Origin of the sequence: Catenuloplanes niger (assembly GCF_031458255.1) — a bacterium.
Lineage (GTDB): Bacteria > Actinomycetota > Actinomycetes > Mycobacteriales > Micromonosporaceae > Catenuloplanes > Catenuloplanes niger.
Window position 1 is genome coordinate 1435001 of the sequence record NZ_JAVDYC010000001.1, and the last position, 26368, is coordinate 1461368.

At 74.9% G+C, this 26368-nt stretch carries 23 protein-coding genes (1 of these 23 only partly in view); 9 read left to right on the forward strand and 14 right to left on the reverse strand.

All coding sequences use genetic code 11. The features are described from left to right. Both J2S44_RS06270 and J2S44_RS06275 read left to right on the forward strand, forming a co-directional pair. Nucleotides 1-594, forward strand: partial view of an OmpA family protein gene (locus J2S44_RS06270; protein WP_310409778.1) — the 3' portion only. The gene continues 402 nt to the left of window position 1, outside the view; only the last 594 of its 996 coding nucleotides appear in the window; its start codon lies beyond the left edge, outside the window; the stop codon is at nt 592-594. Nucleotides 595-820: 226 nt separating this feature from the next. After that, nucleotides 821-1474, forward strand: a complete 654-nt coding sequence (locus J2S44_RS06275; protein ID WP_310409780.1) for a bifunctional 4-hydroxy-2-oxoglutarate aldolase/2-dehydro-3-deoxy-phosphogluconate aldolase — start codon at nt 821-823, stop codon at nt 1472-1474. Between the two features lie 111 nt (nt 1475-1585). On the opposite strand, the gene J2S44_RS06280 is transcribed toward J2S44_RS06275, so the two are convergent. Continuing rightward, nucleotides 1586-2545, reverse strand: coding sequence for a helix-turn-helix domain-containing protein (locus J2S44_RS06280; protein ID WP_310409782.1), 960 nt, complete (start codon nt 2543-2545; stop codon nt 1586-1588). Between the two features lie 88 nt (nt 2546-2633). On the opposite strand from J2S44_RS06280, the gene J2S44_RS06285 reads away from it, so the two are divergent. Further along, nucleotides 2634-3455 (forward strand): sugar phosphate isomerase/epimerase family protein, encoded by an 822-nt coding sequence (locus tag J2S44_RS06285; protein ID WP_310409784.1) that lies wholly within the window; start codon nt 2634-2636, stop codon nt 3453-3455. Here the strand turns inward: J2S44_RS06285 and J2S44_RS06290 are convergent. Next, nucleotides 3430-5211, reverse strand: a complete 1782-nt coding sequence (locus J2S44_RS06290; RefSeq protein ID WP_310409785.1) for a heparinase II/III domain-containing protein — start codon at nt 5209-5211, stop codon at nt 3430-3432. The two genes, J2S44_RS06285 and J2S44_RS06290, sit on opposite strands and share 26 nt — an antisense overlap. 86 nt (nt 5212-5297) lie before the next feature. Next, entirely contained in the window at nt 5298-6029 is a 732-nt protein-coding gene (locus J2S44_RS06295) for an AfsR/SARP family transcriptional regulator (RefSeq protein WP_310409787.1), read from the reverse strand. A 141-nt stretch (nt 6030-6170) separates the two neighbouring features. Here J2S44_RS06295 and J2S44_RS06300 point away from each other — a divergent pair, with 141 nt between their 5' ends. The 4 genes from J2S44_RS06300 (at nt 6171) to J2S44_RS06315 (ending at nt 10647) form a co-directional block, all read left to right on the forward strand. After that, on the forward strand, nt 6171-7166 hold the full coding sequence (locus J2S44_RS06300; protein WP_310409788.1) for a hypothetical protein: 996 nt from the start codon (nt 6171-6173) through the stop codon (nt 7164-7166). Further along, complete coding sequence (locus J2S44_RS06305) at nt 7123-7245, forward strand: hypothetical protein (RefSeq protein WP_310409790.1); 123 nt, start codon at nt 7123-7125, stop codon at nt 7243-7245. Before J2S44_RS06300 ends, J2S44_RS06305 begins: the two co-directional genes overlap by 44 nt. Nucleotides 7246-7344: 99 nt before the next feature. Further along, nucleotides 7345-9543, forward strand: coding sequence for a carbohydrate binding domain-containing protein (locus tag J2S44_RS06310; protein ID WP_310409791.1), 2199 nt, complete (start codon nt 7345-7347; stop codon nt 9541-9543). Between the two features lie 129 nt (nt 9544-9672). Further along, entirely contained in the window at nt 9673-10647 is a 975-nt protein-coding gene (locus J2S44_RS06315) for a chemotaxis protein CheB (RefSeq protein ID WP_310409793.1), read from the forward strand. A gap of 49 nt (nt 10648-10696) precedes the next feature. Here the strand turns inward: J2S44_RS06315 and J2S44_RS06320 are convergent, their stop codons facing one another. Further along, nucleotides 10697-11803 (reverse strand): SigB/SigF/SigG family RNA polymerase sigma factor, encoded by a 1107-nt coding sequence (locus J2S44_RS06320; RefSeq protein ID WP_310409795.1) that lies wholly within the window; start codon nt 11801-11803, stop codon nt 10697-10699. A gap of 214 nt (nt 11804-12017) precedes the next feature. Between J2S44_RS06320 and J2S44_RS06325 the strand changes: the two genes are divergently transcribed. Together J2S44_RS06325 and J2S44_RS06330 are read left to right on the forward strand one after the other, a co-directional pair. Beyond that, nucleotides 12018-14249 carry a catalase gene (locus J2S44_RS06325; protein ID WP_310409796.1) on the forward strand — a complete coding sequence of 744 codons (2232 nt, stop codon included), beginning with the start codon at nt 12018-12020 and terminating at the stop codon, nt 14247-14249. A 38-nt stretch (nt 14250-14287) separates the two neighbouring features. Further along, nucleotides 14288-14704 carry a CBS domain-containing protein gene (locus tag J2S44_RS06330; RefSeq protein ID WP_310409797.1) on the forward strand — a complete coding sequence of 139 codons (417 nt, stop codon included), beginning with the start codon at nt 14288-14290 and terminating at the stop codon, nt 14702-14704. A gap of 48 nt (nt 14705-14752) precedes the next feature. On the opposite strand, the gene J2S44_RS06335 is transcribed toward J2S44_RS06330, so the two are convergent. From J2S44_RS06335 to J2S44_RS06380, 10 genes are read right to left on the reverse strand one after another with little or no spacing between them, the layout of a single operon-like run. Then, nucleotides 14753-15697 (reverse strand): AraC family transcriptional regulator, encoded by a 945-nt coding sequence (locus J2S44_RS06335; RefSeq protein ID WP_310409799.1) that lies wholly within the window; start codon nt 15695-15697, stop codon nt 14753-14755. 37 nt (nt 15698-15734) lie between these two features. Then, a complete protein-coding gene (locus J2S44_RS06340) occupies nt 15735-16649 on the reverse strand; it encodes a glycosyltransferase family 9 protein (protein ID WP_310409801.1) in 915 nt (304 codons plus the stop codon). Continuing rightward, nucleotides 16646-17326: an SDR family oxidoreductase gene (locus tag J2S44_RS06345; RefSeq protein WP_310409803.1), complete on the reverse strand. Its 681-nt coding sequence runs from the start codon at nt 17324-17326 to the stop codon at nt 16646-16648. Before J2S44_RS06345 ends, J2S44_RS06340 begins: the two co-directional genes overlap by 4 nt. A 5-nt stretch (nt 17327-17331) precedes the next feature. After that, nucleotides 17332-18744 carry a PfkB family carbohydrate kinase gene (locus tag J2S44_RS06350; RefSeq protein ID WP_310409805.1) on the reverse strand — a complete coding sequence of 471 codons (1413 nt, stop codon included), beginning with the start codon at nt 18742-18744 and terminating at the stop codon, nt 17332-17334. Continuing rightward, a complete protein-coding gene (locus J2S44_RS06355) occupies nt 18741-19340 on the reverse strand; it encodes a D-sedoheptulose-7-phosphate isomerase (RefSeq protein WP_310409807.1) in 600 nt (199 codons plus the stop codon). The genes J2S44_RS06350 and J2S44_RS06355 overlap by 4 nt, the downstream gene beginning before the upstream one ends. Further along, entirely contained in the window at nt 19340-20539 is a 1200-nt protein-coding gene (locus J2S44_RS06360) for a glycosyltransferase (protein WP_310409809.1), read from the reverse strand. Before J2S44_RS06360 ends, J2S44_RS06355 begins: the two co-directional genes overlap by 1 nt. Beyond that, a complete protein-coding gene (locus J2S44_RS06365) occupies nt 20530-21462 on the reverse strand; it encodes a glycosyltransferase (RefSeq protein ID WP_310409810.1) in 933 nt (310 codons plus the stop codon). Before J2S44_RS06365 ends, J2S44_RS06360 begins: the two co-directional genes overlap by 10 nt. After that, a complete protein-coding gene (locus J2S44_RS06370) occupies nt 21459-23129 on the reverse strand; it encodes an HAD-IIIA family hydrolase (protein ID WP_310409812.1) in 1671 nt (556 codons plus the stop codon). Before J2S44_RS06370 ends, J2S44_RS06365 begins: the two co-directional genes overlap by 4 nt. Continuing rightward, on the reverse strand, nt 23126-24589 hold the full coding sequence (locus tag J2S44_RS06375) for a glycosyltransferase (RefSeq protein ID WP_310409814.1): 1464 nt from the start codon (nt 24587-24589) through the stop codon (nt 23126-23128). The genes J2S44_RS06370 and J2S44_RS06375 overlap by 4 nt, the downstream gene beginning before the upstream one ends. Further along, nucleotides 24586-26229, reverse strand: a complete 1644-nt coding sequence (locus J2S44_RS06380) for a carbamoyltransferase family protein (RefSeq protein ID WP_310409816.1) — start codon at nt 26227-26229, stop codon at nt 24586-24588. The genes J2S44_RS06375 and J2S44_RS06380 overlap by 4 nt, the downstream gene beginning before the upstream one ends. Between the last annotated feature and the right edge of the window lie 139 nt (nt 26230-26368).

Consider the following 26368-nt stretch of genomic DNA (forward strand, 5'->3'; position numbering starts at 1 on the left):
GTCGACGGCTTCGCCACGGTCGACGACCGGGTGGTCGCCGGCGAGGTCACCGGCGACGGGCTGGCCGGGCTGCCCGCGCTGCTGGCCGGGCTGCCGCGGCGGGCGGCCGAGCTCACGGTGGAACTGGCGGCCGGCGTGCTGACGCTGACCGGCACCGCCGGGTCGGAGACCGAGTGGATCGCGCTGACCACGGCCGCCCGCGGCACCGGGCTGACGGTCGTCGACCGGCTCGGTGTCGTGGACCTCGGTGCGCAGCTGGCCGACGTACCCCCGTTGCTGTTCCCGGAGGGCAGTGCCTGGCTGTCGCCGCAGGCGCAGCGGAACCTGTGGCGCACCGCCGGGCTGCTGAACGCGTATCCGAGCGCGACGGTCAGGATCGAGGGGCACACCGACGCGTTCGAGGCGGGCGATCCGCTCAGTGCGGAGCGCGCCGTCGCGGTTCGCGACGTCCTCGTCTCGTTCGGCATCGACGGCGGCCGGCTGACCACCGACGGTCTCGCCCACGACCGTCCGGACCGGCCCGACGACACCGACGACGGCCGGGCCCACAACCGGCGCGCGGTGCTCGCGGTCACCGGCCCGGCCGGTCCCTGACGGATGGCCGGCGCCCGGGGCGGTCACGGCGCCCCGGGCACCGGCCACCCGGCCCGGTGAGCGGCCACCCGCCGTCCGATGCCACCGGAGACGGTCGGTGCCGTCGCCGAGGACGGTCGGGGTGCCGGCTTTCCGGCGCGTCCACGGCATCACCGCCGATAAACTGGACAAAACACCACCACGGGGGTACGAGATCAACGGGCGTCGGCCAGGAGCCGCGCGGGCGGTGCGCGAGTTGCCGTCGGCCGCGCAGGTGCTGGATCGCGTCTTCGCGGGGCGGGTGCTGCTGGCCGTGCTGCGTGGCCTGCCGATCGATCGGACGGTGGCGCTCGCCGAGGCCGTCTGGGACACCGGTCTCGGCGTGGTCGAGGTGCCGCTGCACGCGCCGTCGTCCCGGGACGCGCTCGCCGCGGTCGCCCGTCTCGGCGCCGAACGTGGCGAGGTGGTCGGCGCGGGCGGCGTCCTCACGCCCGATCTGGTGCCGGTCGCGAAGGCCGCAGGCGCCGCGTTCACGCTGTCTCCCGGCTTCGACCCGGACGTGCTCCGGGTCAGCCTCGCGGCCGGTCTGGCCCACGTGCCGGGTGCCAGCACCCCGACGGAGATCCAGCGTGCGCTCCGGACCGGCTGCCGGTGGCTGACCGCGTTCCCGGCGGCGCCGCTCGGCCCGTCCTGGATCCGCGCGCTGCGTGACGTCTTCCCACAGGTCGCGCTGATCGCCACCGGCGACGTGACCGTCGCGAACGCGGCCGAGTTCCGCACCGCGGGGGCGCGCTGCCTGGGCGTGGACGGCGCGCTCCTGCCGCCCGGCGGCCTCGCCGCCCTGGTCGCGGCGCTGGGCCCGGTGCCTGACGCCACCGGCCCCGGGGCGGCACCGGCCTGACGGACCGCGGCCCGGTCCCCGGCCCCACCGGTGCGCGCATCGACGCCGGCGGCGCGGTGCCGAGGCGGCCGGTACGCCGGGCCGTGCGCTACCGGGCGTGCAGAGCGCGGCTCACGTGCGGGGTTCGCCGGGGGCACGGCGGGCCACCTCGCGGGCGTACCGCGCGGGAGTCAGGCCGTAGTGGCGGCGGAACGCGCGGATGAAGTGGCTGCTGTCCGCGAAGTGCCAGCGCGCCGCGAGCGCGGAGACCGCCGGCGGCGCGGCGGAGACCAGTGCGGCGGCGGTGAGCGCGGCGTGGGCCTCCTCGAGGCGGCGGCGCCGAAGGTAGGCGGTGACCGGCTCGCCCGTACCGGCGAACGCGCGGTGCAGCGTGCGGACGGAGACGTGCAGCGCGCGGGCCAGGGTGGCGGGCGTGAGCTCCGGATCGGTGAGGCGCGTGTCGGCGAGGTCGCGGGCGGCCCGGGCGAGCGCGTGCGCCAGGCGTGGCTCGGCCTCGTCGACGTAGCCGTGCAGCACGCCGCGGACCAGTTCGACCATCGCGTCCCGGGCCGCGCCGAGGCCGGCCTCGGTGAGCTCGCCGATCGTCTCGTGCAGCATGCTCGCGTGCGCCAGCAGCAGCCGTACCTCGGGCGCGCCGGCCGCACCGCGGATGAACGGATCGCCGGTGAGCGGCGCGAGCGCGCCCGGGGACAGCCCGACCGTGCGGGCCGTTGTCCGGGGTCCGACGTCGAAGCCGGTCATCCCGGTCGAGCGGCCGAGCAGGAACCGGCCGGCCGGGACCGGCACGGCATCGCGGCCGTACCGGAACGTCCAGGCGCCCCGCTGGACGACGTGCAGCCGCAGCTCCCCGCGGCCGGGCACGCCGCCGGCCCGTACCCGCGTGGTGGTGTGGAAGTCCATCACCGCCACGTCCCGGGCGCGGGACGCGACGCCGCGCAGCCGCGACGAGGCCCCGGTGGTGTCCTGGGTGAAGCGGGGCAGCGGAAGGCCGATCTGCCGGTCCCAGTCGCCGAACGTGCCGTCGTCGATCCGCTCGGTGTCCAACCGGACCGTGCCGCGCGATGCGCTCATCCGCCCATCCAACACCCGGCGCGGAGGTTCCACGGTGCGGCACCCAGGTTCAACCGGGCGTGGTCCGCCGCTGCCTAGCGTGGCCGCCATGGAGATCACGTTCACTCATCTGCAGCTGGCCGGTGCGTTGCCGCCGGAGCCGCCGCGTTTCGGGTTCGACGAGCGGTTGGCGGCCGTGGCCGGTGCCGGCGGTACCGGGCTCGCCACCCAGGTGTTCGAACTGGACGAGCTGCTGGCGACGCGCTCACCGGCCGAGGTGCGCGCGCTGCTGGACGCGCACGGCGTGCGGTTCGTGGAGCTGGAGGCGATGTACGGCTGGTTCGCCGGCGACCGCGGGCCGGAGGAGGCACTGCTGCGGTACGCGGAGCTGTTCGGCGTGCCGCGGATCAAGACGGCGGTGCTGCTGCTGCCGCCGGCCGTGCGGCCGGACGCGGATCTGCTGGCCGAGCGGTTCGCGGCGCTGTGCGACCGGGCCGCCGCGGCCGGGACCACGGTGGCGCTGGAGCCGGTCGTGGTGCTGCCCGGCTTCGACCACGTGGCCGCGCACGACCTGGTCCGCACGGTGGACCGGCCGAACGCGGGCCTGTTGTTCGACGCCTGGCACGTGTTCCGCGACCCGGCCGGGATGGGGGTGGTGCGCTCGGTGGCGGCCAGGCACGTGGCCGGCCTGGAGCTGACCGACGGGCTTGCCACGCCGAAGGGCGGCATCTACCAGGACTGCGTCGACGAGCGGCTGCTGCCGGGTGCGGGCGACTTCGACCTGGCCGGGCTGCTGTCCGCGCTGGGGGCGACCGGCGCGGACGTACCGCTGTCCGTGGAGGTGCTCTCCACCGAGCTGCGGGCGCTGAGCCCCGCGGAGAACGCCCGGCGGACCATGGCGGCGGTCACGTCGCTGCTCGCCCGGGGGTGAACCTGATGGTGACCTCGCCGGTGACGGCCGGCGCGGTCACGTCCAGCGTCATCAGGGTCAGGCGGTCGCCCCAGACCGCGTGCAGCTGCGGGTCGGTCAGGTCGAGGTGCTCGGTGCGCGGCCGCACGTGGCCCGGCAGCGCGATGCGTACCGCCCGGTGGTCGTCGCGCAGCAGCAGGCGCAGCCGGATCCGCTGTGGACGGTGGTCGAGCCGCCAGGCGTCGGTCAGGGTGACCAGGTCGTCGTCGACGGTGAACGTGCGGCGCAGGGACTCGATGCCGGCCTCGGGCGGGTAGGCGCCGGCCAGGTCGAGCGTGAAGGTCCGCCCGGCGAGTCGCACGTACCGGGCGGCGAACCCCGGGCCGGGCCGCTGCTCGTGGCCGTCGATCTCCGGGACGCTGTGGAACGCCGACCGGGTGAACCAGGCGCGGTAGCGGTCCGGGCCGAAGCTGTCCCGGTCGTAGACGCCGGTGCCCGCGTCGACCACGACCGGCTCACCGTGCACGGCGAGCACGAAGCTGCCGACGTCGTTGTGGTTGTGCGGTTCGTCGTTGTGGCCGGCCTTCGCGATCAGGTGCAGCGCGCCGCCGCGCAGCGACGCCACCTGGGTCTCCGGCAGCCACTGCACCGGCGGCGCCGGGAAGGTGCGTGGCGCGGCGTCGCGCCAGACCGGGTCGGTCAGCGCCGCGATCGCCCGGCCCATCGGGCTGGGCAGCGTGGTCAGCGGGTCGTCGCCACGGGACGCCCGGGCGAACGCGGTGATCTCGTCGTCGCCGACCGCGCGGCCGTACCGGTGCAGCAGCGCGGGTGAGAGATGGTCCTTGCGGGCGCGGCCGTGCGCGTGCGGCACCCGGGCGGCGCCGTCGCCGAAGCTGGCGCTCCACTCCCCGCCGAGGTGCGCGGTGAGCGGAAAGCGCGCGATCCGGTGGATCAGCGGCGTGGACCACACCGCCGCGGGTACGCCCAGCAGTTCGAGCGCCTCGAACAGCCGGGCGCCGGAGTGCCACCAGTAGGAGATGCCCTCCGGGCAGCCGCCGTCGCCGGGCACGCCGTCGAGGTAGGCGTCCAGGCTGCGCACGGCCGCGGCGACGATCGGGGCCGGGTCGTCGTCGGTGAGCAGCGCGGCCGCGATGACGTTGCTGATGATCCACGGGTTCCAGTTCATCGGCGCGCCGAACCAGGGGTAGCCGGGGCCGTCCGTGCGGAACGGGTCGAGCACCCGGCGGCGGATCTCGGCCGTGACCCGCTCCGCCGTGCCGGGGACCGTGGCGAACAGGTCCGCGTGCAGGCACCGGATCCAGGCGAGCGTGGCCGCGGTCTCGGCCGCGAAGAGGTCGAGGTACGGCCGGGCGGGGTCGGGCACCACCCGCTCCGGGCCGAGGGCGAGGTCGTCGTGGGCGGGCAGGCACCAGGTGGTCTCCTCGGCCAGCAGCCAGACGCCGTCGAGCAGTTCGTCCGCGTAGCGGTCCGCGTCGCCGGTGAGCGCCAGCGCGAGCGCGGTGGCGTGCAGCCGGTGGCGGCGGGCGAAGTACGGCTCCTCCCAGGCGAGCCGGCTGCCCTCGCGCAGGTAGGCACGCCAGTGGGTGAGCGTCGGTTGCGGCCAGGGCGTGCCGAGTGTCTCGTCCGCGATCGCCACGATCCCGTCCCGGGTGGGCGCCGGCACGTCCGCGAACGCGGCCCGGTCGACGCCGGCGCGGGGTGCGAGCCGGCCCTCGCGGAGCGCGGCGCTCAGCGGGCCGGGCTGGTCGGTGCGCATGGCGGCCGACCGTAGCACCGGACGTCCCGGGAGACGATCAACCGTTCACGACCGAACACACTCAGATCGTTTCGAGCAGGACACACTCAGATCGTTTCGAGCAGGCGCTGGTGGAGGCGGCGCAGGACCGGTCCGGGCTCGACCGCGAGGTCGGTGACCAGCCGGTTGCGGGTGCGGCGGTAGAGGTCGAGCGCCTCCGGCAGCCGGTCGGACGCGTGCAGCGCCTGCATCAGCTGGCCGACGAAGCGTTCCCGGAGCGGGTGCCGGCCGACCAGGCGCACCAGCTCGGGCACCAGCCGCCCGGCCTCGCCGGTGCGCAGCAACGCGTCCAGCCGGTCGCCGATCGCGGCCAGCCGCAGCTCGTCCAGGCGCGGCGCCTCGATCGCGTGGATCGGCAGCGCGCCGAGGTCGGCCAGCGGCGGGCCGTGCCACAGCGCGAGGGCCTCGTCCAGCAGCGGTACGGCCGCGGCCGGTGACTGCGAGCGCGCGTCCGCGGTGAGGCGCTCGAAGCGGTCCAGGTCGAGCGTGCCCGGCGGCACGTCGAGCCGGTAGCCACCGGCCGCGGTGCGCACGGCCGGGACCGCCTTGCGCAGCCGGGAGACGTAGTTGCGGGCGGTGACGACGGCGGTGGGCGGCGGCCGGTCGCCCCAGAGCAGGTCGACGAGCGTGCCGACCGCGACGATGCGGCCGGCGCGCAGCAGCAGGGCGGCGAGGATCGCGCGCTGCCGTGCGGCCGGGACCGGCACGGGCTCACCGCCGCGCCGGGCCTCGACCGGGCCGAGGAGGCGGTATCGCGTCTCCGGGAGAGCGTCGTTCATGGCGGATACCGAACCAGTGCGGACGATCATCCGGCAAGCACGCCGGACGGAACCGGACGTATCCGGACGGGCACGCACGGTTGTCAATCAGCAAGTACTGTCTCACCTGCGGCACCACGAATCGGGGAAGCTGTGGGATCGGTGGAGAAGCAGGTGTCCGGCCGTCCGGATCCGTCCGGATCGGACAGTGCGGGCGAATTCACGGACGCGCTCGTGGCGCTCCGGGTGTGGGCGGGCAAGCCGTCGCTGCGGACGCTGCGGGACCTGGCCCGGCCGGCCGGGGCGCTGCCGACCAGCACGGTGCACGAGATCCTGGCCGGGCGACGGCTGCCGAACCTGCCGCGGCTGGAGTTCGTCGAGGCCTACGTGCGCACGTGCCTGCGGGTGCACGGCGGTGCCGAGCCGGCCGAGACCGAGGCCGAGGTGCAGCGCTGGCGGGACGCGTGGCGGCGGCTGACCTCGGACCGGCCGTACGCGATCGCGGACGGTCCACCGCCGGTGCTCGCCCGCGCGCCGGACCCGCTGCCACCGGTCACCGTGGTCACGCCGGAACCGTTGCCGGCGGCCGATCCGCCACCGCGGACGATCGTGCTCGCACCGCCGCGCCGCCGGTCGGCCCGGATGCTGGCCGCGGCCGGGCTGTTCCTGACCGGGCTGCTGGTCGGCGCGGTCGGTGTCTGGTTCCTGCCCCGGGACTCCGGCGCGCCGGCCACGGCCGCGTCCGGGTCCGCGCCCCCGGAGGTGACGTGCCGGACGGCATTGCCCGCCCCGCCGGACGGCCCCGAGCTGATCAGCAACGGCGCGTTCGACCGCCCGCTCCGCCGTCCGTGGTGGACGGACTCGCCGAAGGTCGAGCTGACCGCGGCCGGCGACGCGCTGGTCGCCCACGTGATGGGCGGGGACCGTGAACGCGTGGGACGCCGGGCTCGTCCATGGTGGACTCGGGCTTCGCGCGGACACGGGCTACGCGCTGGTGTTCCGGATCGCGGCGAGCACCCCGGCGCGGGTGCGGGTGACGGTGCAGGACGGCGCGTCACCGGAGGCCGGGCCGATGCTGGTGCACGACGTGCCGGCCGGGCCGCAGCCGTGCCTGGTGGCGCTGCGGTTCGTCGCCGACGCCGACACCGACGCCGGTGAGCTGGGGTTCGGCGTGGGCGGGCAGCGGACGGCGTACTCGCTGACGCTGGACGACGTGTCGCTGCGCCCGGCCGGCTGACCCCACCGCGCTATCCCGGCGCTACCGGGACGATGACGGCGGCGCTCATTCTTCCGCTCGGGATCGGCGGGGGCCGGTCCCGCACCGGAGGAAACAGTGATGAGACCCGTTCCGCGCCGCCTCGGCCTGACCCTCGTCCTCACTCTCGTCGCCGGGTTGCTCGCCGTCGTCACGACCGGCAGCCCCGCACTCGCCACGCATTCCAACCAGATCGATGACGGCACGTTCGGCACCGGTGTGGGCTCGTGGTGGTCCAGCTCGGCCGCCCCGATCCGCACGGAGAACAACGAGCTCTGCGCGGACGTCACCGGCGGCACCGCGGTCATCCACGACGTCATCGTCGGCCGGTCCGGCGTGCAACTGACGGCCGGCCGGTCCTACACGCTGACCTTCGACGCCAAGTCCACCGCCGCCGTGCAGCTGCGCACCCGCGTGCAGGACGGGGCCGCGCCGTACACCGGTGTGCTCGACCAGGGCTTCAACGTCTCCCCCGGCCTGCGGCGGTACGCGATGCCGTTCACCTCCACGCTCACCCGGACGGACGGGCAGGTCACCTTCCAGGTCGGCGGCTACCAGGCCGCGATGACGGTCTGCTTCGACAACGTCACGCTGGTCGAGACGAACGAGGTCTCCAACGGCACCTTCGACGCGGGCATCCAGCACTGGTGGAAGGGCCGCGCGCAGACCACGATCGCGGCCGAGTCCGGGCAGCTGCGCATCGACACGCCCGGCGGCACGGCGAACCCGTGGGACGACATCGTCGGCCTGAGCGGCGTCACGCTGCGCGCCGGCAAGCAGTACCGGCTGACGCTCACCGGCTCCGCAACCGCCGCGCGGACGGTGCGGACCGTGGTGCAGACCGAGGCGTCGCCGTGGACCTCGCCGCTGCAGCAGGACTTCGGGCTGACCACGAGCGCGCAGACGCTGTCCTGGACGTTCACGTCGCCGCTGACGATCACAGCCGGGCAGCTGCTGTTCCAGATCGGCGGCACGGCCGGGTTCACCGCCCGGTTCGACAACATCTCGCTCGTCGAGCAGCCGGCGCTGGCCAACGACCCGGTGCTGTACTGGAACGACGTGCTCAAGCAGGCGATCCGCGAGTCGGTCGAGCCGCAGCGCTCGCCGACGAACCTGGCCCGGGCGGCCGCGGTGATGAACACCGCGATCTTCGACGCGGTCACCTCGGTGACGAACATCGGCACGCCCTACGTCGGCCGGATCACGGTGCCGGTCGACACGCACGTCGCGTCGCTGGAGTCGGCGGTCAACATGGCCGCGTTCGACACGCTGCGCGTCCTCTTCCCGAACCTGACGTTCACCGACGAGCTGACCGCCGCGCGCGGTGTGCTGCCGAACGGCACGAACTCGGTGCAGCGCGACCGCGGCGAGGGCGTCGGCGCGGCCGCCGCGTCCGCGGTGGTGGCGAACCGGTCGAACGACGGGTCCACCTCGACCGCGACGTACACGCCGAGCACCACGCCGGGCGCGTGGCGGCCGACGGACACGACGCCTGCGGTGACCCCGTTCTGGGGCCAGGTGCGGCCGTGGACGATGACCAGCGGGTCGCAGTTCCGGCCGCCGCTGCCCGGCGGTTACAGCTCCTACTCGACGCTGCTGGCCAGCCAAGCGTACGCGGACCAGCTCAACGAGGTGAAGAACCTGGGCCGGGCGACCGGCTCGACGCGGACCGCGGAGCAGACCGACATCGCGTTCTTCTGGGCCAACGACGTCCCCGGGACGTACAAGCCGCCGGGTCAGCTGCTGGAGCACACCGAGATCGTGGCGGTGCAGCGCGGCCTGGGCGTGCTCGAGCACGCACGGCTGTTCGCGCTGGTGTCGCTGGCGATGGCGGACGCGGCGATCGCGGCGTGGGACGCGAAGTTCCTGACGCCGATCGACCTGTGGCGGCCGCAGAGCGCGGTGCAGAACGCGGACCTGGACGGGCGGTCCGACACCGTGAAGGACGCGGCCTGGCTGCCGCTGTCGATCAACCCGGCCGGGCAGCGGTTCTCGCCCGCGTTCCCGGCCTACATCAGCGGGCACGCCACGTTCGGCGGCGCCTGGGCGGCCGTGATGCGTAACTACTTCGGCCTGGACCACCTGGAGATGCGGCTGACCACGGAGGACCCGAGCCGGCCCACCGTGGTGCGCACGCTGCCGAGCTTCACGGCCGCGGCCGCGGAGAACGGGCGCAGTCGCATCTACCTCGGGGTGCACTACCAGTGGGACGCGGACAACGGCGTCGCCACCGGCACCCAGATCGGCAACCAGGTCTTCGCCGGCTACCTCCGGCCCTGACCGGCACGGCCGGTGCGGGCGGGGCCGACCCGCCCGCACCGGCCCGCACGGATGTGACGCCGTCCGCCCGGCGACCCGGGCTGACGGCGACCGGGGTTCACCGTCGGTCGTCGGGGGTAACCAGTGGCGATGACATGCCGGGACGTCATCGCGGTGGGCGCGTCCGCCGGTGGGGTGGAGGCGCTGCGCGCGCTCGCCCAGGGTCTGCCGGCCGGGCTGCCCGCGGCCGTGCTCGTGGTCCTGCACATGCCGCGGGAGGCGCCGAGCGCGCTGCCGGCGATCCTGAGCCGGCACTGCGCGTTGCCGGTCGTCGCCGCGGCCGACGGCGAGCAGATCACGCCGGGGCGGGTCTACGTGGCGCGGCCCGGTCACCACCTGCTGCTGCTCGGCGGCCGGTTGCGGCTCAGCCACGGGCCGTCCGAGAACGGGCACCGGCCCGCGGTCGACCCGCTGTTCCGGTCCGTCGCCCGGTCCGCCGGCCCGCGCGCGATCGGCGTGGTGCTGTCCGGTTCCCAGGCGGACGGCGCGTCCGGCGCGGTCGACATCGCGCGGCGCGGCGGCCTGACCGTGATCCAGGATCCGGCGGACGCGCTCTACCCGTCGATGCCGATGGCGGTGTCCGCCCGGCGCGCGCCGGACCACGTCGCCACCGCGGCCGAGATGGGCGGCCTGCTGGCGAAGCTCACATCCGTACCGCTGCCCGAAGGTCTTGATCTGCACATGGACCCGCGCCTGGAGGACGAGGTCGCGATCAGCGACGTCGAGGCCCGCACCACCGACCGGACGCCCGGCGCCACGCCCGCCGGGTTCGGCTGCCCGGACTGCGGAGGCAACCTGTTCGAGCTGGGCGGCGAGCCGATCCCGCACTTCCGCTGCCGGGTCGGGCACGCCTGGTCCCCGGAGAGCCTGCTGGCCGAGCAGGCGGTGGCGACCGAGGGTGCGCTGTGGACCGCGCTGCGGGCGCTCGAGGAGAAGGCCGCGCTCAGCCGGCGGATGGCCGGCCGGACGTCGGCGGACGGCTACCGGCGGACCGCGGACGACGCCGACCACGCAGCCGCGCTGATCCGCCAGCTCATCGACCGGATCGCCGACCAACCCTCGTGACCGGCCGCGGGCGAATCCCGGGGCCGCACCGTCCGGCGACGTGCGCCGGTCAGCTCAGCAGCACGCCGAGGCCGGTCGCCCGGATCAGCTGCTCGAGGTACGCCGAGACGCCGGTGTACCGCAGCCCGACCCCGCGGGCGGCCGCGATCTCCCGGACCGCCATCAGCGCCCGCATGCCCGCCGCGTCCAGCAGCGACACGCCGCTCAGGTCGACGTCCAGCCGGCTCGGCCGCCCGGTGGAGAGCGCGGCCATCAGCCGTACCCGCAGCTCACTCGCGTTGTCCCGGTCGATCTCGCCGTGCAGGCGGGCGATCCGGGTCCGGCCGGGCGCGCTGGTCACGACCATGCGCACGCCGGGCTCGTCGGTCTCGCCCGGCCACGGCGGCACCACGTCGGTCAGCATCGCGGTCCGCAGCCAGGTCAGCGCGCGGCTGAGCAGCCGGGACACCTGCATCTGGGAGATGCCGAACTGCTCCGCGATCTCCGCCTGGCTCAGGTTGCCCCAGAAGCGCAGCGCCAGCATGCGCCGGTCCCGGCGGGGCACGCGCAGCAGCAGGTCGGCGAGCGTCGCCCGGTCGTCGACCGCGGCCATCTCCGGGTCGAGCGCGCCGAACAGGTCACCGATCTCGGTGTCGTCCGTGTCGGAGATCCGGCGGTTGAGCGACTCGGAGGAGTAACCGGCCAGCGAGGTGCGGGCCGCACGCACGTCCGACTCCTCGACGCCGAGGAAGTCGGCGATCTCCGCCTGCGTCGGTGGGCGGGAGAACCGGGCGGTCAGCGCGTCCGCGGCGCGCTTGACCTCCAGGCCGAGGTCCTGCAGCCGGCGCGGCACGTGCACGCTCCAGGTGTGGTCCCGGAAGTGCCGGCGCAGCTCGCCCCGGATCGTCACCACGGCGAACGCGGTGAACGAGCCGCGGTCCGAGTCGTACCGGTCGACGGTCTTGACCAGACCGATCCGCGCGACCTGCTCCAGGTCCTCCGCGGGCTCGCCCCGGCCGCGGTAACGGCTGGCCAGGCGACCGGCGAGGGGCATCGCGGCACGGATCAGGTCCTCGCGCAGTCGCTCCCGTTCGGCCGGCCCGGCGTCGAGGCGCGCCCGGGTGTACTCCTCGGCGCACAGGTCGAGGTCGAGCTCTTCACCGACGAGTGCCGACATGCAATGACCCCACCCTTCCGACTCCGCGACGGCCGGTCGACCCCGCGGCCCCGTTCCTTCCCCCCGTCGACCGCCTGAAACCACAATCGCCAGACTCGCACAGGCGAATGCTCTAAGTAACTATTCGATCACTATCAGTTCTGGTAATGACCCGTTTGGCACCTCACCGCCCGGGTATGCGGGCCGTGAAGACCACACTCGAAGGGGCTACCGCATGGAAGCGCGCAAGATCGTTGACGCGGTGAAGGATGCCGTGGAAGCCGTCACCGAACCCACGGTCCCCGGAACGCCGGGCAGCGGCACCCCCACCGTGGCGGAGCCGACGACGCCCCGCGAGCCACTGCCGCCGAAGAGCGATCAGGGCACGCCGGAGCCGGTCACCCCGACCGGCTTCGACACCGGGGCGCCGAAGACCGCACGGGGCCAGCAGGGCGCATACCTCACCACCGCGCAGGGAGCCCGGCTCCGGGACACGGACCATTCACTGAAGGCGGGCCCGCGAGGCCCGATCCTGATGCAGGACCACCACTTCCGCGAGAAGATCACGCACTTCGACCACGAGCGCATCCCGGAGCGCGTGGTGCACGCGCGTGGCGCCGGCGCGCACGGCGTGTTCACCGCCTACGGCAGCGCGGAGGCGATCACCAGCGCCGGCTTCCTGAAGAAGAACGCGGAGACGCCGGTGTTCGTCCGGTTCTCCACCGTGCTCGGCTCGCGCGGCTCGGCCGACACGGTCCGCGACACCCGCGGCTTCGCCACCAAGTTCTACACCAGCGAGGGTACGTTCGACCTGGTCGGAAACAACATCCCGGTGTTCTTCATCCAGGACGCGATCAAGTTCCCGGACATCATCCACGCCGGTAAGCCGCACCCGGACCGGGAGATCCCGCAGGCGCAGAGCGCGCACGACACGTTCTGGGACTTCGTCTCCCTGCACACCGAGGCCCAGCACCACACGATCTGGAACATGTCCGACCGGGGCATCCCGCGCTCGTACCGGCACATGGAGGGCTTCGGGGTCCACACGTTCCGGATGGTCAACGACGCCGGCGAGACCGTGCTGGTCAAGTTCCACTGGAAGCCGAAGCTCGGCGTCCACTCGCTGGTCTGGGAGGAGGCGCAGCTCGCGAGCGGCGTCGACCCGGACTTCCACCGGCGCGACCTCTACGACGCGATCGAAGCCGGCGCATACCCGGAATGGGAACTCGGTGTGCAGGTCTTCCCGGACACGCCGGACGAGACGTTCGCCGGCATCGACCTGCTCGACCCGACCAAGATCGTGCCGGAGGAGCTGGCCGAGGTGCAGCCGATCGGCCGCCTCGTGCTCAACCGGAACCCCACCAATTTCTTCGCCGAGGTCGAGCAGGTCGCTTTCCACCTCGGTAACCTGCCGCCCGGCATCGACGTCACCAACGACCCGCTGCTCCAGGGCCGGCTCTTCTCCTACGTGGACACGCAACTGACCCGGCTGGCCGGGCCGAACTTCTCGCAGATCCCGATCAACCGGCCGCACGCGCCGGTCAACGACATGCTCCGGGACGGCTTCCACCAGCAGGGCGTGCACGCGGGCGTGGCGCCGTACAAGCCGAACTCGCTGGACGGCGGCAACCCGTTCGAGACCACCGAGAAGGCGTTCGCCGACCTGCCGGTCCGGGTCGCCGAGTCGACCAAGGTGCGGGAGAACCCGGCCTCGTTCGACGACCACTACTCGCAGGTGCGCCTCTTCTGGCAGAGCATGACGCCGGTGGAGAAGGAGCACATCGTCTCCGCGTACACGTTCGAGCTCGGCAAGTGCTACGAGCAGGCGATCAAGGAACGTCAGCTGCTCGCGCTCGCCAACATCGACGCGGACCTGTGCGCACAGGTCGCGGCCGGTCTCGGCCTGCCCGCGCCGGCCCCCACCGTGGAGCCGGTCGAGGTCGCGCCGAGCCCCGCGCTGTCCCAGCTCGGTCAGGAGTGGCCGGCCGACGGCCGGATCATCGGCATCGTGGTCGGCCCGGACGGTGCCGACGGCGCCGGCGCGGTGCGTGAGGCGATCCTCGCCGCCGGCGCGCTGCCGCTGATCATCGCGCCGGTCGGCGGGCACGCCGGCGGCCTGGTCGTGCAGCGCACGTTCAACACCGCACGGTCCGTCGAGTTCGACGCGATCCTGGTCGCGGACGCCGCCGCCCCCGCCGCCGACGCGATCCCGGCCCGGGACGCGAAGGCCGGCGCGGCCGGCACGATCGCGGTCGACCCCCGGGTGCGGCTGCTCATCGAGGAGGCCTGGCGGCACGCCAAGCCGGTCGGCGCCTGGGGTTCCGGCGCCGCCGTGCTGGAGCAGGCCGGGATCACCGGCACGCCCGGCGTCTTCCTGGCCGAGTCCGGGCCCGGCGCGCTCACCACGCTCCAGCAGTTCCTCGCGCTGCACCGCGTGTGGGAACGATTCCCGGCCACGCTCGCCTGATCCCCGGCGAGCGACCTTCTCACCGTAGAGGAGATCAGATGACCACCGCTCGTGAGATCATGACCCCCGACGCCACCTGCGTGGGTGAGCAGGAGACGCTCGCCGACGCCGCCCGCAAGATGGCCGAGCTGGAGGTCGGCGCGCTGCCGATCTGCGGCGCCGACAACCGTCTGAAGGGCATGCTCACCGACCGCGACATCGTGGTGAAGGCGATCGCCCAGGGCCGCAACCCCGCCGACGTCCGCGCCGGCGACCTGGCCCAGGGCAAGCCGGTCACCATCGGCGCGGACGACGACACCACCGAGATCCTCCGCACCATGAGCAAGCACCAGGTCCGCCGGCTGCCGGTCATCGACGGGCACGACCTGGTCGGCATGGTGGCGCTGGCCGACGTGGCCCGCGCGCTCCCGGACAAGCCCACCGGTGACCTGCTCGACGCCATCAGCAAGCCCTGACCCGCTCCATCCGACGACGGGCGTTCCGCTTCCGCGGGACGCCCGTCGTCAGTTGCGGAGCGTGTGAGCCGGGGTCTCGCCGAACAGGGCGCGGTACTGCCCGGCGAAACGGCCCGGGTTGGCGAAGCCCCAGCGGTGGGCCACCGCGCGGACCGTGACACCGCCGGCCGGGTCGGCGGACCGCAACTCCTGGTGCACCCGTTCCAGGCGGATGCGGCGCAGGCGTGCCAGCGGCGTGGTGTCCAGGTGGCGGCGGAACGCGGCCTGCAGGCCGCGCGGCCCGACACCGGCGGCGGCCGCGAGGTCGATGATCGTCAGCGGGTCGGCCGCATGCTGCTCCATGAACGTGATCGCCCGCCGGACCACCGCCGTCGGCTCCCGGCCGGGCACCCGCCGGCACCCGGCGATCATCGCGGTGTTCGGGAAGACCGTGAGCACGGACGTGGCCGCGAGCCGGCGCAACTGGTCGGCGAGCAGCGGCGGCAGGTCCAGCGCCGGCGCGGTGATCTGCCGGACCAGGTAGTCGGCGGTCTCGGCCCAGTGCCGGCGCATGCGCGGGTTCACCGGCGTGAACGACTCGAACCGCAGGCCGGGCTCGCCGGCGACCGCGGCGACGTAGGAGAGCGGCAGCTGGACGAACATCATCCTGGTGTCGCCGTACTCGCCGCCGGACGTGACGCCCTCCGGGTAGACGACGCCGTCCCCGCCGCTCAGCAGGATCTCCTGGCGGCCGATCCGGATCCGCGCCCGGCCGCCGGCGATCACCCCGGCGGTCACCATCGGCATCGGCGGCACGTCCGCGCCGTAGCGGACGCCGGTCAGCCGCACCCGGAACGCGCTGAGATCGCGGTAGGCGACCGACCGCACCGCGAGATCCGTGGTGTCCGCGTCCGCGAAGGAGACCCGGGCCCGGTGCCGGATGATCCGGTTGACCGCGTCGGCCACCGCGTCCCGATCATGGGTGACGACGTCCATGCGCTGCGGCGTGTCCACGACGCGACCTCCCTACCGGAGGCCGACATTACCGCCGTCACACGCGCGCGATGGGGAGAGTCTCGCGAAGGACCTCCGCCACGGTGATTTTCCGCAGCGCCGGGTGCACGCCGGGATCCGGCGAATCACCGCGCTCCGCCCGTACGCCGTGCCAGATCGTCCGGTGCCGGGGCCGGTCCGGCGGCGGTCCCCAGCGGCTCGGCGGCATCGGGCCGAACAGCGTGACCGACGGCGTGCCGAACGCGGTCGCCAGGTGCGCCACGCCGGTGTCGCCGCTGATCAGCAGCCGGGCGTGCGCGATCAGCCCGGCCAGTTCGGCCAGCCCGGTCTCCGGCACCGACTCGGGTCCCAGCCCGGCCCGGCCGGCGACGTCGCGCGCGAGTTCCCGCTCGGCCGCCGACCCGGTCACCACGATCCGGTGCCCGGCGCCGGCCAGCGACCGGGCGACCTCCGCGTAGCGGCCGGCCGGCCATCGCCGGGACGGTGACTTCGCGCCCGGGTGGACGATCGTGACGCCGTGCGGCACCGCGACGGCCGGCGGCCGAAGATCAAGATCAGATTCGTTCACCGGTACGCCGTGGAAGCGCAGCAGACGAGCCCAGCGTGCCACCTCGTGCTCGTCGTCCGACCACTCCGGCCCGGCCGGGAAGGACTCGTGCGCGAACGCCCAGAGCGCTCCCGGCCGTACCGCCAGAAGGCTCTGATGGCTCTGCGGGCCCCGGCCGTGCAGGTTGACCGCGAGCGTGACGCCCGGCAGCGGCGGCAGTGGATCGTCCAGCCCGGCGCAGGGCACCACCCGGTCGACGCCGCCGATCAGGTCGATCAGCGGCGTCAGCCAGGCGGGTGCGGCCAGCGCGAGCTCCTCGGCCGGGAACGCGGCCCGCAGCGCGCGCAGCGCGGGCACGCCGGTGGCGAGATCGCCCACGCCGAGCGCGCGAAGCACCAGGATCACGGGTACGAGCTCTCCCGCTCGGCCGCGATGACCAGCTCGCGGACCGCGGACCCGGCCGGTTGCCGGAGCGCGAACAGGATCGCGTCCGCCACGTTCGCCGGGTCGTTGAGCACCGCGTCCGGCCCCGGCTTGTACCGCTCGTCCCGCTCGTCGAAGAACTTCGTCCGCATGCCGCCCGGGATGACCAGCGTGACGCCGACCGTGCCGGCCAGCTCGGCCGCGAGCGCGCGGGTGAAGCCGACCACGCCGAACTTCGCCGCGCAGTACGCGGTCGCGTCGCTGACCGCCTTGATCCCGAGCGTGGACGAGATCGTGACGACGCCGCCGTGCGAGGCCTCCAGCGCGGGCAGCGCCGCCCGGATCACCGCGGCCGTGGCCAGCAGGTCGACCATGACGATCCGGTCCCAGACGTCGCCCGGCACGTCCCGCAGCGCACCCGGCACGTCGAAGCCGGCCGCGGTGACCACGCCGTCCAGGCTCCCGCCGGCCCGCTCGATCAACTCCCGGGTCGCCGCCTCGGCCGCACGCGTGTCGGCCAGGTCGCACTCGATCCACTCGACGCCGTCCGCGGGCGCCTGACGGTCGATGACCAGCGGGCGCCCGCCGGCCTTGGTGACGGCGTCCACGACGGCGGCACCCAGGCCGCTCGACCCGCCGGTGACGATGACTGCATCCATGGTGATCATCCCTTGACCGAGAGCGAGGCCCGCGCGGCCTCGATGGTGGACGTGGTGGAGTGGCCGCTCAGGTACGGCACGATCACGGTCTGGCCGCCCCAGCGCCGGACCAGCGCGGACTCCGGCAGCTCCGCGTCGCCGGAGTAGTCGCCGCCCTTGACCCAGACGTCCGGCCGCAGCCAGGTGAGCACCGCCTCCGGCGTCGGCTCGTCGAAGATCACAACGGCGTCCACGCAGTCGAGCGCGGCCAGCAGCGCGGCCCGGTCCTGCTGTGCGGTGAGCGGCCGGTCCGGGCCCTTGAGCGCGGACACGCTGGAGTCGGAGTTGAGGCAGACGATCAGGCAGTCGCCGAGCCCGCGGGCCGCGCGCAGGGTGGCGAGGTGCCCGGCGTGCAGCAGGTCGAAGCAGCCACCGGTCGCGACGACCGTGCCACCCCGGGCCCGCACCTCGGCCACGATCGCACCGGCGTCCCCGCGCTCCGGCCCGGCCGGCCGCTCCGGTTCCGCGAACGCCCCGGCCGCGCCACCGGCCGCGACGTAGGCCGACGCCGCGTCCACCGCCTCCCGCACCGCCTCGGAGACCAGCGCGCCCCGGGCCAGCGCCAGCGCGGCCGTGGACGCGAACCGGTCCCCCGCACCGCAGGTGTCCCCGTCCGGCACGTCCGGGGCCGGCAGCACCAGCGGCGTCGAGCCGCCGTGGCACAGCACCGCACCGGCCGCGCCCACGGTCACCGCGACCGCGCCGGCCCGCCAGTGCCGCTTCAGCGCGAACCCGGCCCGCTCCGCCGCGGCCAGCGCGGTCCCGCCGCCCGCGTCACCGGACATCGCGCGCGCCTCGGCCGCGTTCGGCGTGCACAGTCGCACGTTCGGCACCGGGACCGGGCCGCGCGGATGCGGATCCCAGACGATCGGCGCACGCGCCTCCTCCAGCGCCTTCCGCACGGCCGGCTGACGGGCCACGCCGCGGCCGTAGTCGGAGACCAGGATCGCGGTGGCGCGGCCGATCACGTCCAGCGCGGCCCGCGGCGCGTCCGCCGGCACCGCGGGCTCGCCGCCCCGGTCCAGCCGGACCAGCACCTGACCGCCGGCGCGCAGCCGGATCTTCTCCGGCGTGGGCACGGCCGACGGCAGCGCGTAGACCTCGATCCCGGCCGCGGTGAGCAGCTCGACCAGCCGGGCCGCGGCCGGGTCCGAGGCGAGTGCGGTGACCAGCGCCACGTCGATGCCGGTGCCGGCCGCGAGCAGCGCGGCGAGCCCGGCGCCGCCCGGACGGTCGGTGGTGGACTCCTCGTCCAGCACCGGCGCGGGCGCGTCCGGCGCGATCCGGCGCACGCTGCCGTCCACGTCCCGGTCCAGCAGCGTGTCACCCACGACGACCAGCATCTGTCGACTCATCGCAGTGTTCTTGTCGGCGCTCATCGCGCTAATGCCTCCTCGAGGGCGTCCACGACCGTCGGCAGCGCCAGATCGACGTACTCGCAGAGCAGGTGCACCGAGACCAGGTGCAGCTCCTGCACGACCTGCGAGTCCGGGGACGGGCAGGCCAGCGTCTCGTCGCAGGCGCGGGAGAGCGGGTTCGGCTGCTGCCCGGTCATCGCCCAGGTGCGCACGCCCGCCTCCCGGGCCGCGTGCGCGGCCTTGACCAGGTTCGGGCTGCGCCCGCTGGTCGACATCAGGATCAGCACGTCGCCGGGGCGACCGTGCGCGCGGACCTGGCGGGCGAAGACCTCCTCGTACCCGTAGTCGTTGCTGATCGCGGTGATCGCGGACGAGTCCGGCGTGAGCGCGATCGCGGACAGCGGCTGCCGCTCGTCGCGCAGCCGCCCGACCAGCTCGGCCGCGAGATGCTGGGCCTCGGCCGCGCTGCCGCCGTTGCCGGCGACCAGCAGCCGCCCGCCGGTGCCGAGGTGGCGGGCCAGCCGCTCACCCCAGCGCGGCAGCGTCGCGGACGCGAGCGTGCGGAACTCGGGCAGCGCGGCCTGCAGGCCGCTCAGGTGGGCGTCGAGCGGATCCATCAGGCGACCGCCTCTCGGACCCGGGCGACCGACGCGTAGACGTCCGCGATCCGGGACGCGACCGTCGGCCAGCCGTAGACGCTGCGGGCCCGGTCGAGCGCGGCGGCGCCGTAGGAGATCCGGCGCACGTCGTCGCCGAGCAACCGGCGCAGCGCCACCGCGAGCGCGGCCGGGTCGCGCGGCGGGACCAGCTCACCGGTGACCCGGTCGACCACGGTGTCGGTGAGGCCGCCGACCGCGGTCGCCACCACCGGCACACCGCACGCCATCGCCTCCAGCGGGGTCAGGCCGAACGGCTCGTACCAGGGCGTGGCCGCCAACACGTCCGCGGACCGGTACCAGCGGGGCATCTCCGCCGGTGCGATCGCGCCGGTGAGCCGCACCCGGCCGGCCACCCCGGCGGCGCGGGCCAGCTCCTGCAGCCGGCGCGCGCGGGGATCGTCCATCAGCCGGTCCCGGGGTGGGCCACCCGCGATCACCAGCTCCGCGTCCGGCACCGCGGCCAGCGCGCGGATCAGCTCGGCGTAGCCCTTGCGCTCGACCAGCCGGCCGACCGTGAGGATCCGAGGGCGTTCGCCGCGCGGCGCGGCCGGGCCGTCCGGGCGGAAGAGCTCACCGTCCACACCGGACGGTACGAGACTCATCCGCTCCCGGGGCACGCCCATCGAGGCCAGCTCGTGCTCCTCGTCGCGGCACTGCACGATCACCCGGTCCACCACCCGGCCGAGCTGCCGTTCGTACGCGGTGCGGTGCGCCGGGCTGGTGTCGGCCGCGCCCTGGTGACGGCGCTTGACCGTGCCGAGCGCGTGGTACGTCTGCACCACCGGCACGCCGCAGACCCGGCCCGCCGTGACCGCGGCCAGCCCGCTCATCCAGAAGTGCGCGTGCGCCACGTCCGGCAGGCCGGTCGCCCGCCAGTCCGCGGCCATCCACTCCGCGAACGCGCCCATGTGCGGCAGCAGGTCGTCCTTGGGCAGCACGGACGGCGGGCCGGCCGGCACGTGCACCACCTCGAAGCCGCGCACCGCCACCCGCTCCGGCGTGTCCGGGTCGTCGCGCCGGGTGTAGACGCGCACGTCGTGGCCCTGCCCGGCCAGCTCGGCCGCGAGCGCGGCCACGTGGGTGTTCTGGCCGCCCGCGTCCACCCCGCCGAGCGCGGCCAGCGGGCTGGCGTGTTCGGAGATCATCGCTACGCGCATGTGTGTTCCTCCAGGAGTCGGTCCCAGTCGGCGAGAAAACGGTCCAGGCCGTACCGGGTCAGGGCGGATTGGCGGGCGGCGGCACCCATGCGACGCGCGGCGGCGGGATCGTCGATCAGCCACTGCGCGGCCTCGACCAGCGTGTCCACCCGGGTGGCGAGCACACCGGCGTCGGCCGGCACGGCCGCGACCGCCTCCGTGGTGGCCAGCGCGAGCACCGGCATGCCGATCTGCATCGCCTCGATCAGGCTCAGCCCGAGCGACGTCCACCGGCACAGGTGCAGGTAGGCCCGGCGGTGCGCGATCTGCTCGTGCATCGCGGCCTGCGGCGGGTCGTCGTGCGTGAACACCCGGTCCAGGTGCAGCCCGGCCACGCCCATGCCGTAGACGTCCAGCGGCGCGACCGGCGTGAACCGGTGGTACAGGTCGGTGCCGGTGACCCGGTTGCGGCGCACCGGCTCGTTGGTGACCACGGCGAGCCGTTCCAGCTCGCCGGTCCAGCGCACGGCCGGCGGCACCACGCCGTGCTCGATCACGTGGGTGCGGGTGCCGCCCGCGTCCCAGAACAGGTCGTTGAAGTGGGTCACGTGCACGATCGCGAGGTCGTCCCGGTCCGCCATCGGGTGCCGGGTGTCCGGCACGTTCCCCTTCGGCGTGTTGTGCTCCAGGAAGATCTTCGGCCGCTGCCGCAGGTGCGCGATCCGGTCCAGTTCCGCCGGGCGCTGCAGCACGATCACGTCCACGTCGTCCGGGCGCAGCGCCGCGACGTCGACCTCCTCGACCGTGTCCGGCCACGGGAACGTGCGCGCCCGGCCCCGCCCCCACTCGTCCCGCGCGTCGTTGACCGGCACCAGGTAGCGGTGTTTCCCCTGGACGAACGCGGTCGCCCAGGAGCCGTGCACATGCCAGAACAGGATGTTCACGCGGCCATCTCCCTGATCGTGTCGTGAGGCATGAGCGTGCGCACGGCGGCCAGGACCTCGGCCGGCGTGATCGTGGACAGGCACGGGTGCCCGGCGACCGGGCAGCGCGTCGCCCGGGTGTCCCGGCAGGCCGCGGTCGCGTCGCCGAGCCGCACGTGCGGCACCCGGTACGGACCCCACTGGCCGTACGGGACGGTCGGGGCGAACAGGCTGACCACCGGCGTGCCGACCGCGGCGGCCAGGTGCGCGGGGCCGGTGTTCGCGACCACGGCACAGCCGGCGCCGGACAGCAGCCGGGCGAGGCCGGCGAGGTCGGTCGGCTCCACCACCGTGGCGGTGCCGCCGGCCACGAACGCGGCCAGGTCGCGCTCCCCCGGCCCGCCGGTGATCCGCACGTCGTGGCCGTCCGCGACCAGCGCCGCGGTGATCTCCCGCAGCACCTCGGGCGGGCCGGACCGGGCCGGCACGGACGCGCCGGGATGGACCACGACGTAGCCGCCACGCGCCGGTCGAGGCCCGTCACCGCCCGGGACGGGCCGCGCGGGACCGGGCTCGCCGGGCCACCGCACCGCGGCGGCGCCCGGCCGCGCGGGCGGCGATCCGGCGGCGCCGGGGACCGGGAGGGCGACGCGCAGCGCACCGTCGTCGCCCGGAGGCAGCGGGAAACCGGCGGCGGCCGCGATCGATCGGGCCCGCTCCGGCTCCGGGACACCGGCCGGGACGCCTCGGTGCCGCACGTCCAGCAGCGAGCCCGGGTAGTCCTCGCTGATCGCGGTGATCCGGCCGACGCCGGCCGCGCGCAGCAGCAGGGCCAGCGGCAGCGCGTTCTGGTGGAACGACGTGAAGATCACGGCCTCGTCCGCGGCGATCGCGGTGAGCCCGGCGGTCAGCTCCGCGACCAGCGCGGCGTCGACCGGTTCCGGGTCCGGGACGATCCACGGCAGCCGGGCCTCGACGATCTCGTCGACGCCGGGCAGCAGCGAGGCCGCGTCCCGGCCGCGCGGGCCGCAGAGCAGCACGACCTCGTCCGCGTGCGCCGCGACCGCGCGGATCGCCGGGCCGGTGACCAGCACGTCACCGGCCGAGTCCGCGCGTACCACCAGGACTCTTCCGGCCCTTCTGGTCTCGGCCGGGGTGACGGAGGCGATCCGGTCCAGGAGCAGCGTGGCCGCGGCCTCGATCGTGTCCGCGACCGCGGGCGCGGCCGCGATCTCCGGCGCGAGCGTGACCTCCGTCGGGATCAGCACCCCGGCGGCACCGGTGGCCGCGGCGGCCTGCATGTCCCGGCCGATGTCGCCGACCATCACGCAGCGGCGCGGGTCGGTGCCGAGCGCGGTCGCCGCGTCAATGATCATGCCGGGCGCGGGCTTGCGGCAGCGGCAGCCGGCCCGGTCGTCGTGCGGGCAGATCTGCCACGTGTCGAACGGCCCGAGCAGCTCCTCCACACGCGCGTTCACGGCGTCCAGCTGCGCTTGGGTGAACCGCCCGCGGGCCAGCCCGGACTGGTTCGTGACCACGCCGAGCCGCAGACCGGCCGCGCGCAGCCGGTCCAGCGCCGCGCGGGCGCCGGGCATCGGCCGCACCAGCTCCGGATCGCCGTTGTAGGGCACGTCCACCACGAGCGTGCCGTCCCGATCGAAGAGGACGGCGTCGTAAAGGCTCGTCACCGCGCGTACTCCAGCCGGTGGGCGCCGCGCCAGCGGGTCCAGCCGCGCAGCCACCAGGCGATCGCGACCGGCGGGATGACCGCGCTGGTCAGCACCATCGTGGTGATCTCGCGGGCGGTGCGCGGGCCCGGTACGACGCGGGCCGCGGCGAACTCCGCGGTGCCGGCCGCCCAGAGCGCGCCGGTGACCGCGGCCGTCCGCGGCCGGCGGGCCGCGAGCGCGAGCAGCGTCAGCGCGCCGGCCGCGGTGACGGCCGCGTGCCGGGTGCGGCGACCGGGTGGGATCTCCAGCAGGTGCCGCCAGTCCGGGCCGTAGAGCCGGCGCAGCAGCGCGTCGTCCGCGTTGCCGCGCTGCTGGCGGACGCTGACCCAGCGGTCCTCGTCGCGCACCGGGTGGGTCACCGTGCGCGTGCCGCGGACCAGGTCCCAGCCGGCCCGGCGCACCCGGAACGCCAGTTCCGCGTCCTCCCGGAAGGCGCGCGGCAGCCGCTCGTCGAAACCCCGGCAGACCTCCAGGACCGCGCGCCGGTACGCCATGTCCGCCGTGATCCACTTGCCGTCCGCGAGCGCGGCGGTCCCGCGTTCCCAGTCGGTCGGCCGCCGGCCGGCCGGCAGCGGCACGCGCAGCCGGCCCTGGACGCCTCCGGCCCGCGCGGGCGCGGCGGCGAGGTCACCGGCCAGCGCGGCGAGCCAGCCCGGCTCCGGCACCACGTCGTCGTCGAGGAACGCCACCCACTCGTGGCTCGCCGCCCGCCAGCCGGCGTTGCGCGCCGCGGCGGGCCCGGCCGCGCGGCCGGCCAGCACCTTCACGTCCAGTCCGGCGGGCAGCGGCAGCGGCTCGGTGGTGTCCGGCCGGTCGTCGACCACCAGGATCTCGACCGCCGGCGCGGCCCACCCGGCCGGTTCGCCGGGCCCGGCCAGGCCGGTCCGCTCGGCGGGCGGCGTCCGCCCGGCGAGCACGGTCCGGCCGGCGAGCCCGGTGCGCTCCGGCGGCGGCGTGCGCCCGGCGATCGCGGTCCGCCCGGTAGCGACGGACGATCCGGCAGCCGCAGCCGCTCCGCCGCCGGCCGTTCCGGCGCCGCCGGCCGTTCCGGCGCCGACGGCGTCTGTGGCCCTCACGGACGCGCCCGCGGCGGTTCCGGCGCCCACGGACTCACCCGCTGAGGTTCCGGTACCCGCGGGGATTCCGGTGCCCGCCGGGATTTCACCGTCCGCGGCGACCCCGGTGCCCGTGGTGGCGCCGCCGAGGGTCCAGGCGGGCACGGTGGCCGCGGCATGGACCGGACCCGACGCGGCGTGGACCGGACCCGGCGCGGCGTGGACCGGACCCGGCGCGGCGTGGACCGGACCCGGCGCGGCCGTCGCCGGCCCGAGGTCCGGCAGCTGCGCGGCCAGCGTGGTCAGCAGCGTGCCGAGCGTGGGGCGGCCGAGCGTGGGGATGACGACGGAGACGCCGGTCATCGTGCGGTTCCGAACGCGGACGCGCGGTGCACCGCGAACGGGCCCAGTGCCAGCAGGTCGACCGGGGCGGAGCCGAAAAGTTCCATCGCCTCGCGCGGTGTGTCGACCATCGGCCGGCCGGCCGTGTTGAGCGACGTGTTGATCACGACGGGCAGGCCGGTGAGCCGCTCGAACTCGGCCAGCATCTCGGCCACCCGCGGCTCGGTCTCGGCGTGCACGGTCTGCACCCGGGCGGTGCCGTCGACGTGCGTGACCGCCGGGATGCGGTCCTTCCACTCCGGCTTCACCGTGTGCACGAACAGCATGTACGGGCTGGGGTAGACGCCGTCGAAGATGTCCGCGAACCGCTCCGCGCGGACCATCGGCGCGATCGGCCGGAACTGCTCGCGGCCCTTCACGTCGTTCATCCGCGTCTGCGTCTCCGGGTCACCCGGGTGGGCGAGCAGTGACCGGTGGCCGAGCGCGCGCGGGCCGTACTCGCTGCGGCCCTGGAACCAGGCGACGATCCCGTTGCCGGCCAGCACCCGCGCGGCCTCGGCCGCGATCGAGTCCGGCCGGGTGTACGGCAGCGCGGCGCGCCGCAGCTCCGCCTCCAGCTCGTCGTCGGACCAGCCGCGGCCCAGGTCCGCGCCGGTGAACGGCTCCACCGGGCCGGACGGGCGGGCGACCGCGAGCGCGGCGCCGAGCGCGGTACCAGCGTCACCGGCGGCCGGCTGCACCCAGACCCGCTGGAACGGGCCCTCCGCGGCGAGCCGCGCGTTGGCGACGCAGTTGAGCGCGGTGCCGCCGGCCATGGTGAGCGTGGCCGGGCCGCCGGCCGCGTCGTACGTCCAGCGGGCCAGGTCGAGCAGCACCTCCTCCAGCCGGGCCTGCACGGTGGCGGCCAGGTCGGCGTGCTCCGCGGTCATCTCGCCGTCCGCGGCGCGGGCCTTGGCGAGCGCGGGCCAGTCGATCCGCTCGACCCGGAATCCGCCCTCGCCGTCCGCGTGCACCAGCTCGCGGAACAGCCCGAGGTGGCGCGGCGTGCCGTAGGAGGCGAGCGCCATCACCTTGTACTCGTCGCTGGAGTGCAGGAAGCCCAGGTGCCGGGTGAGGTCCTCGTAGAGCAGGCCGAGCGAGTGCGGCAGCCGCTGCGCCGCGAGCGTGGTCAGTTCGCCGTCGCGGTAGACGCCGGCCAGGTGGCTGGCGCTCTCGCCGCGCCCGTCGAGCACCAGCACCGCGCTGTCCTCCGGCACGGAGAGTCCGGCGGAGGCGGCGTGCGCCACGTGGTGCGGCACGAAGCGCACCTTGTCCGGGTCGAGCCCGGGCAGCGCGGCCGCGAGGAACTGCGGTGCCCGGCGCGCGTAGTCGACGCGCAGGTGGTCCCACGGGTCGCGCAGGCCGAGGCTCTCCGCGTCCGCGGTCAGCGCGGGGTCGAAGGAGTAGGCGACGGCGTCGACGTCGGCCGGGCTCAGGCCGGCCGACTCCAGGCACCAGGCCGCGGAGAGTTCGGGCAGCTCCCAGGCGGAGAACGGGACCGGGCGCTTGCCGTGCTTGCGCCGGCTGAACCGCTCCTCCTCGGCGGCGGCGACCACACGGCCGTCGATGATCAGCGCGGCGGCCGGATCATGGAAGATCGCATTGATTCCCAGGACTCGCATGAGGGCCGGATTCCCTACAAGTGCCGGAGTATTCGCAAGATCACCGACTTCTCTGAAATTCCCTCTACAGGGCTGCCACCTGCACTGATAGAGCCCAAACGGGCCCGTTTGAGCTATTTGCACTGGGGAAAGCATGCGC

Coding starts and splice junctions, on each gene's coding strand:
- J2S44_RS06355 (WP_310409807.1), bottom strand. CDS start 19,340: ATGGATCCGCTCGACGCCCACCTGAGCGGCCTGCAGGCCGCGCTGCCC.
- J2S44_RS06295 (WP_310409787.1), bottom strand. CDS start 6,029: ATGAACGACGCTCTCCCGGAGACGCGATACCGCCTCCTCGGCCCGGTC.
- J2S44_RS06360 (WP_310409809.1), bottom strand. CDS start 20,539: ATGCGCGTAGCGATGATCTCCGAACACGCCAGCCCGCTGGCCGCGCTC.
- J2S44_RS06375 (WP_310409814.1), bottom strand. CDS start 24,589: ATGACCGGCGTCTCCGTCGTCATCCCCACGCTCGGCCGCCCCACGCTC.
- J2S44_RS06330 (WP_310409797.1), top strand. CDS start 14,288: ATGACCACCGCTCGTGAGATCATGACCCCCGACGCCACCTGCGTGGGT.
- J2S44_RS06350 (WP_310409805.1), bottom strand. CDS start 18,744: ATGAGCGCCGACAAGAACACTGCGATGAGTCGACAGATGCTGGTCGTC.
- J2S44_RS06315 (WP_310409793.1), top strand. CDS start 9,673: ATGACATGCCGGGACGTCATCGCGGTGGGCGCGTCCGCCGGTGGGGTG.
- J2S44_RS06345 (WP_310409803.1), bottom strand. CDS start 17,326: ATGGATGCAGTCATCGTCACCGGCGGGTCGAGCGGCCTGGGTGCCGCC.
- J2S44_RS06325 (WP_310409796.1), top strand. CDS start 12,018: ATGGAAGCGCGCAAGATCGTTGACGCGGTGAAGGATGCCGTGGAAGCC.
- J2S44_RS06280 (WP_310409782.1), bottom strand. CDS start 2,545: ATGAGCGCATCGCGCGGCACGGTCCGGTTGGACACCGAGCGGATCGAC.
- J2S44_RS06380 (WP_310409816.1), bottom strand. CDS start 26,229: ATGCGAGTCCTGGGAATCAATGCGATCTTCCATGATCCGGCCGCCGCG.
- J2S44_RS06310 (WP_310409791.1), top strand. CDS start 7,345: ATGAGACCCGTTCCGCGCCGCCTCGGCCTGACCCTCGTCCTCACTCTC.
- J2S44_RS06285 (WP_310409784.1), top strand. CDS start 2,634: ATGGAGATCACGTTCACTCATCTGCAGCTGGCCGGTGCGTTGCCGCCG.
- J2S44_RS06320 (WP_310409795.1), bottom strand. CDS start 11,803: ATGTCGGCACTCGTCGGTGAAGAGCTCGACCTCGACCTGTGCGCCGAG.
- J2S44_RS06290 (WP_310409785.1), bottom strand. CDS start 5,211: ATGCGCACCGACCAGCCCGGCCCGCTGAGCGCCGCGCTCCGCGAGGGC.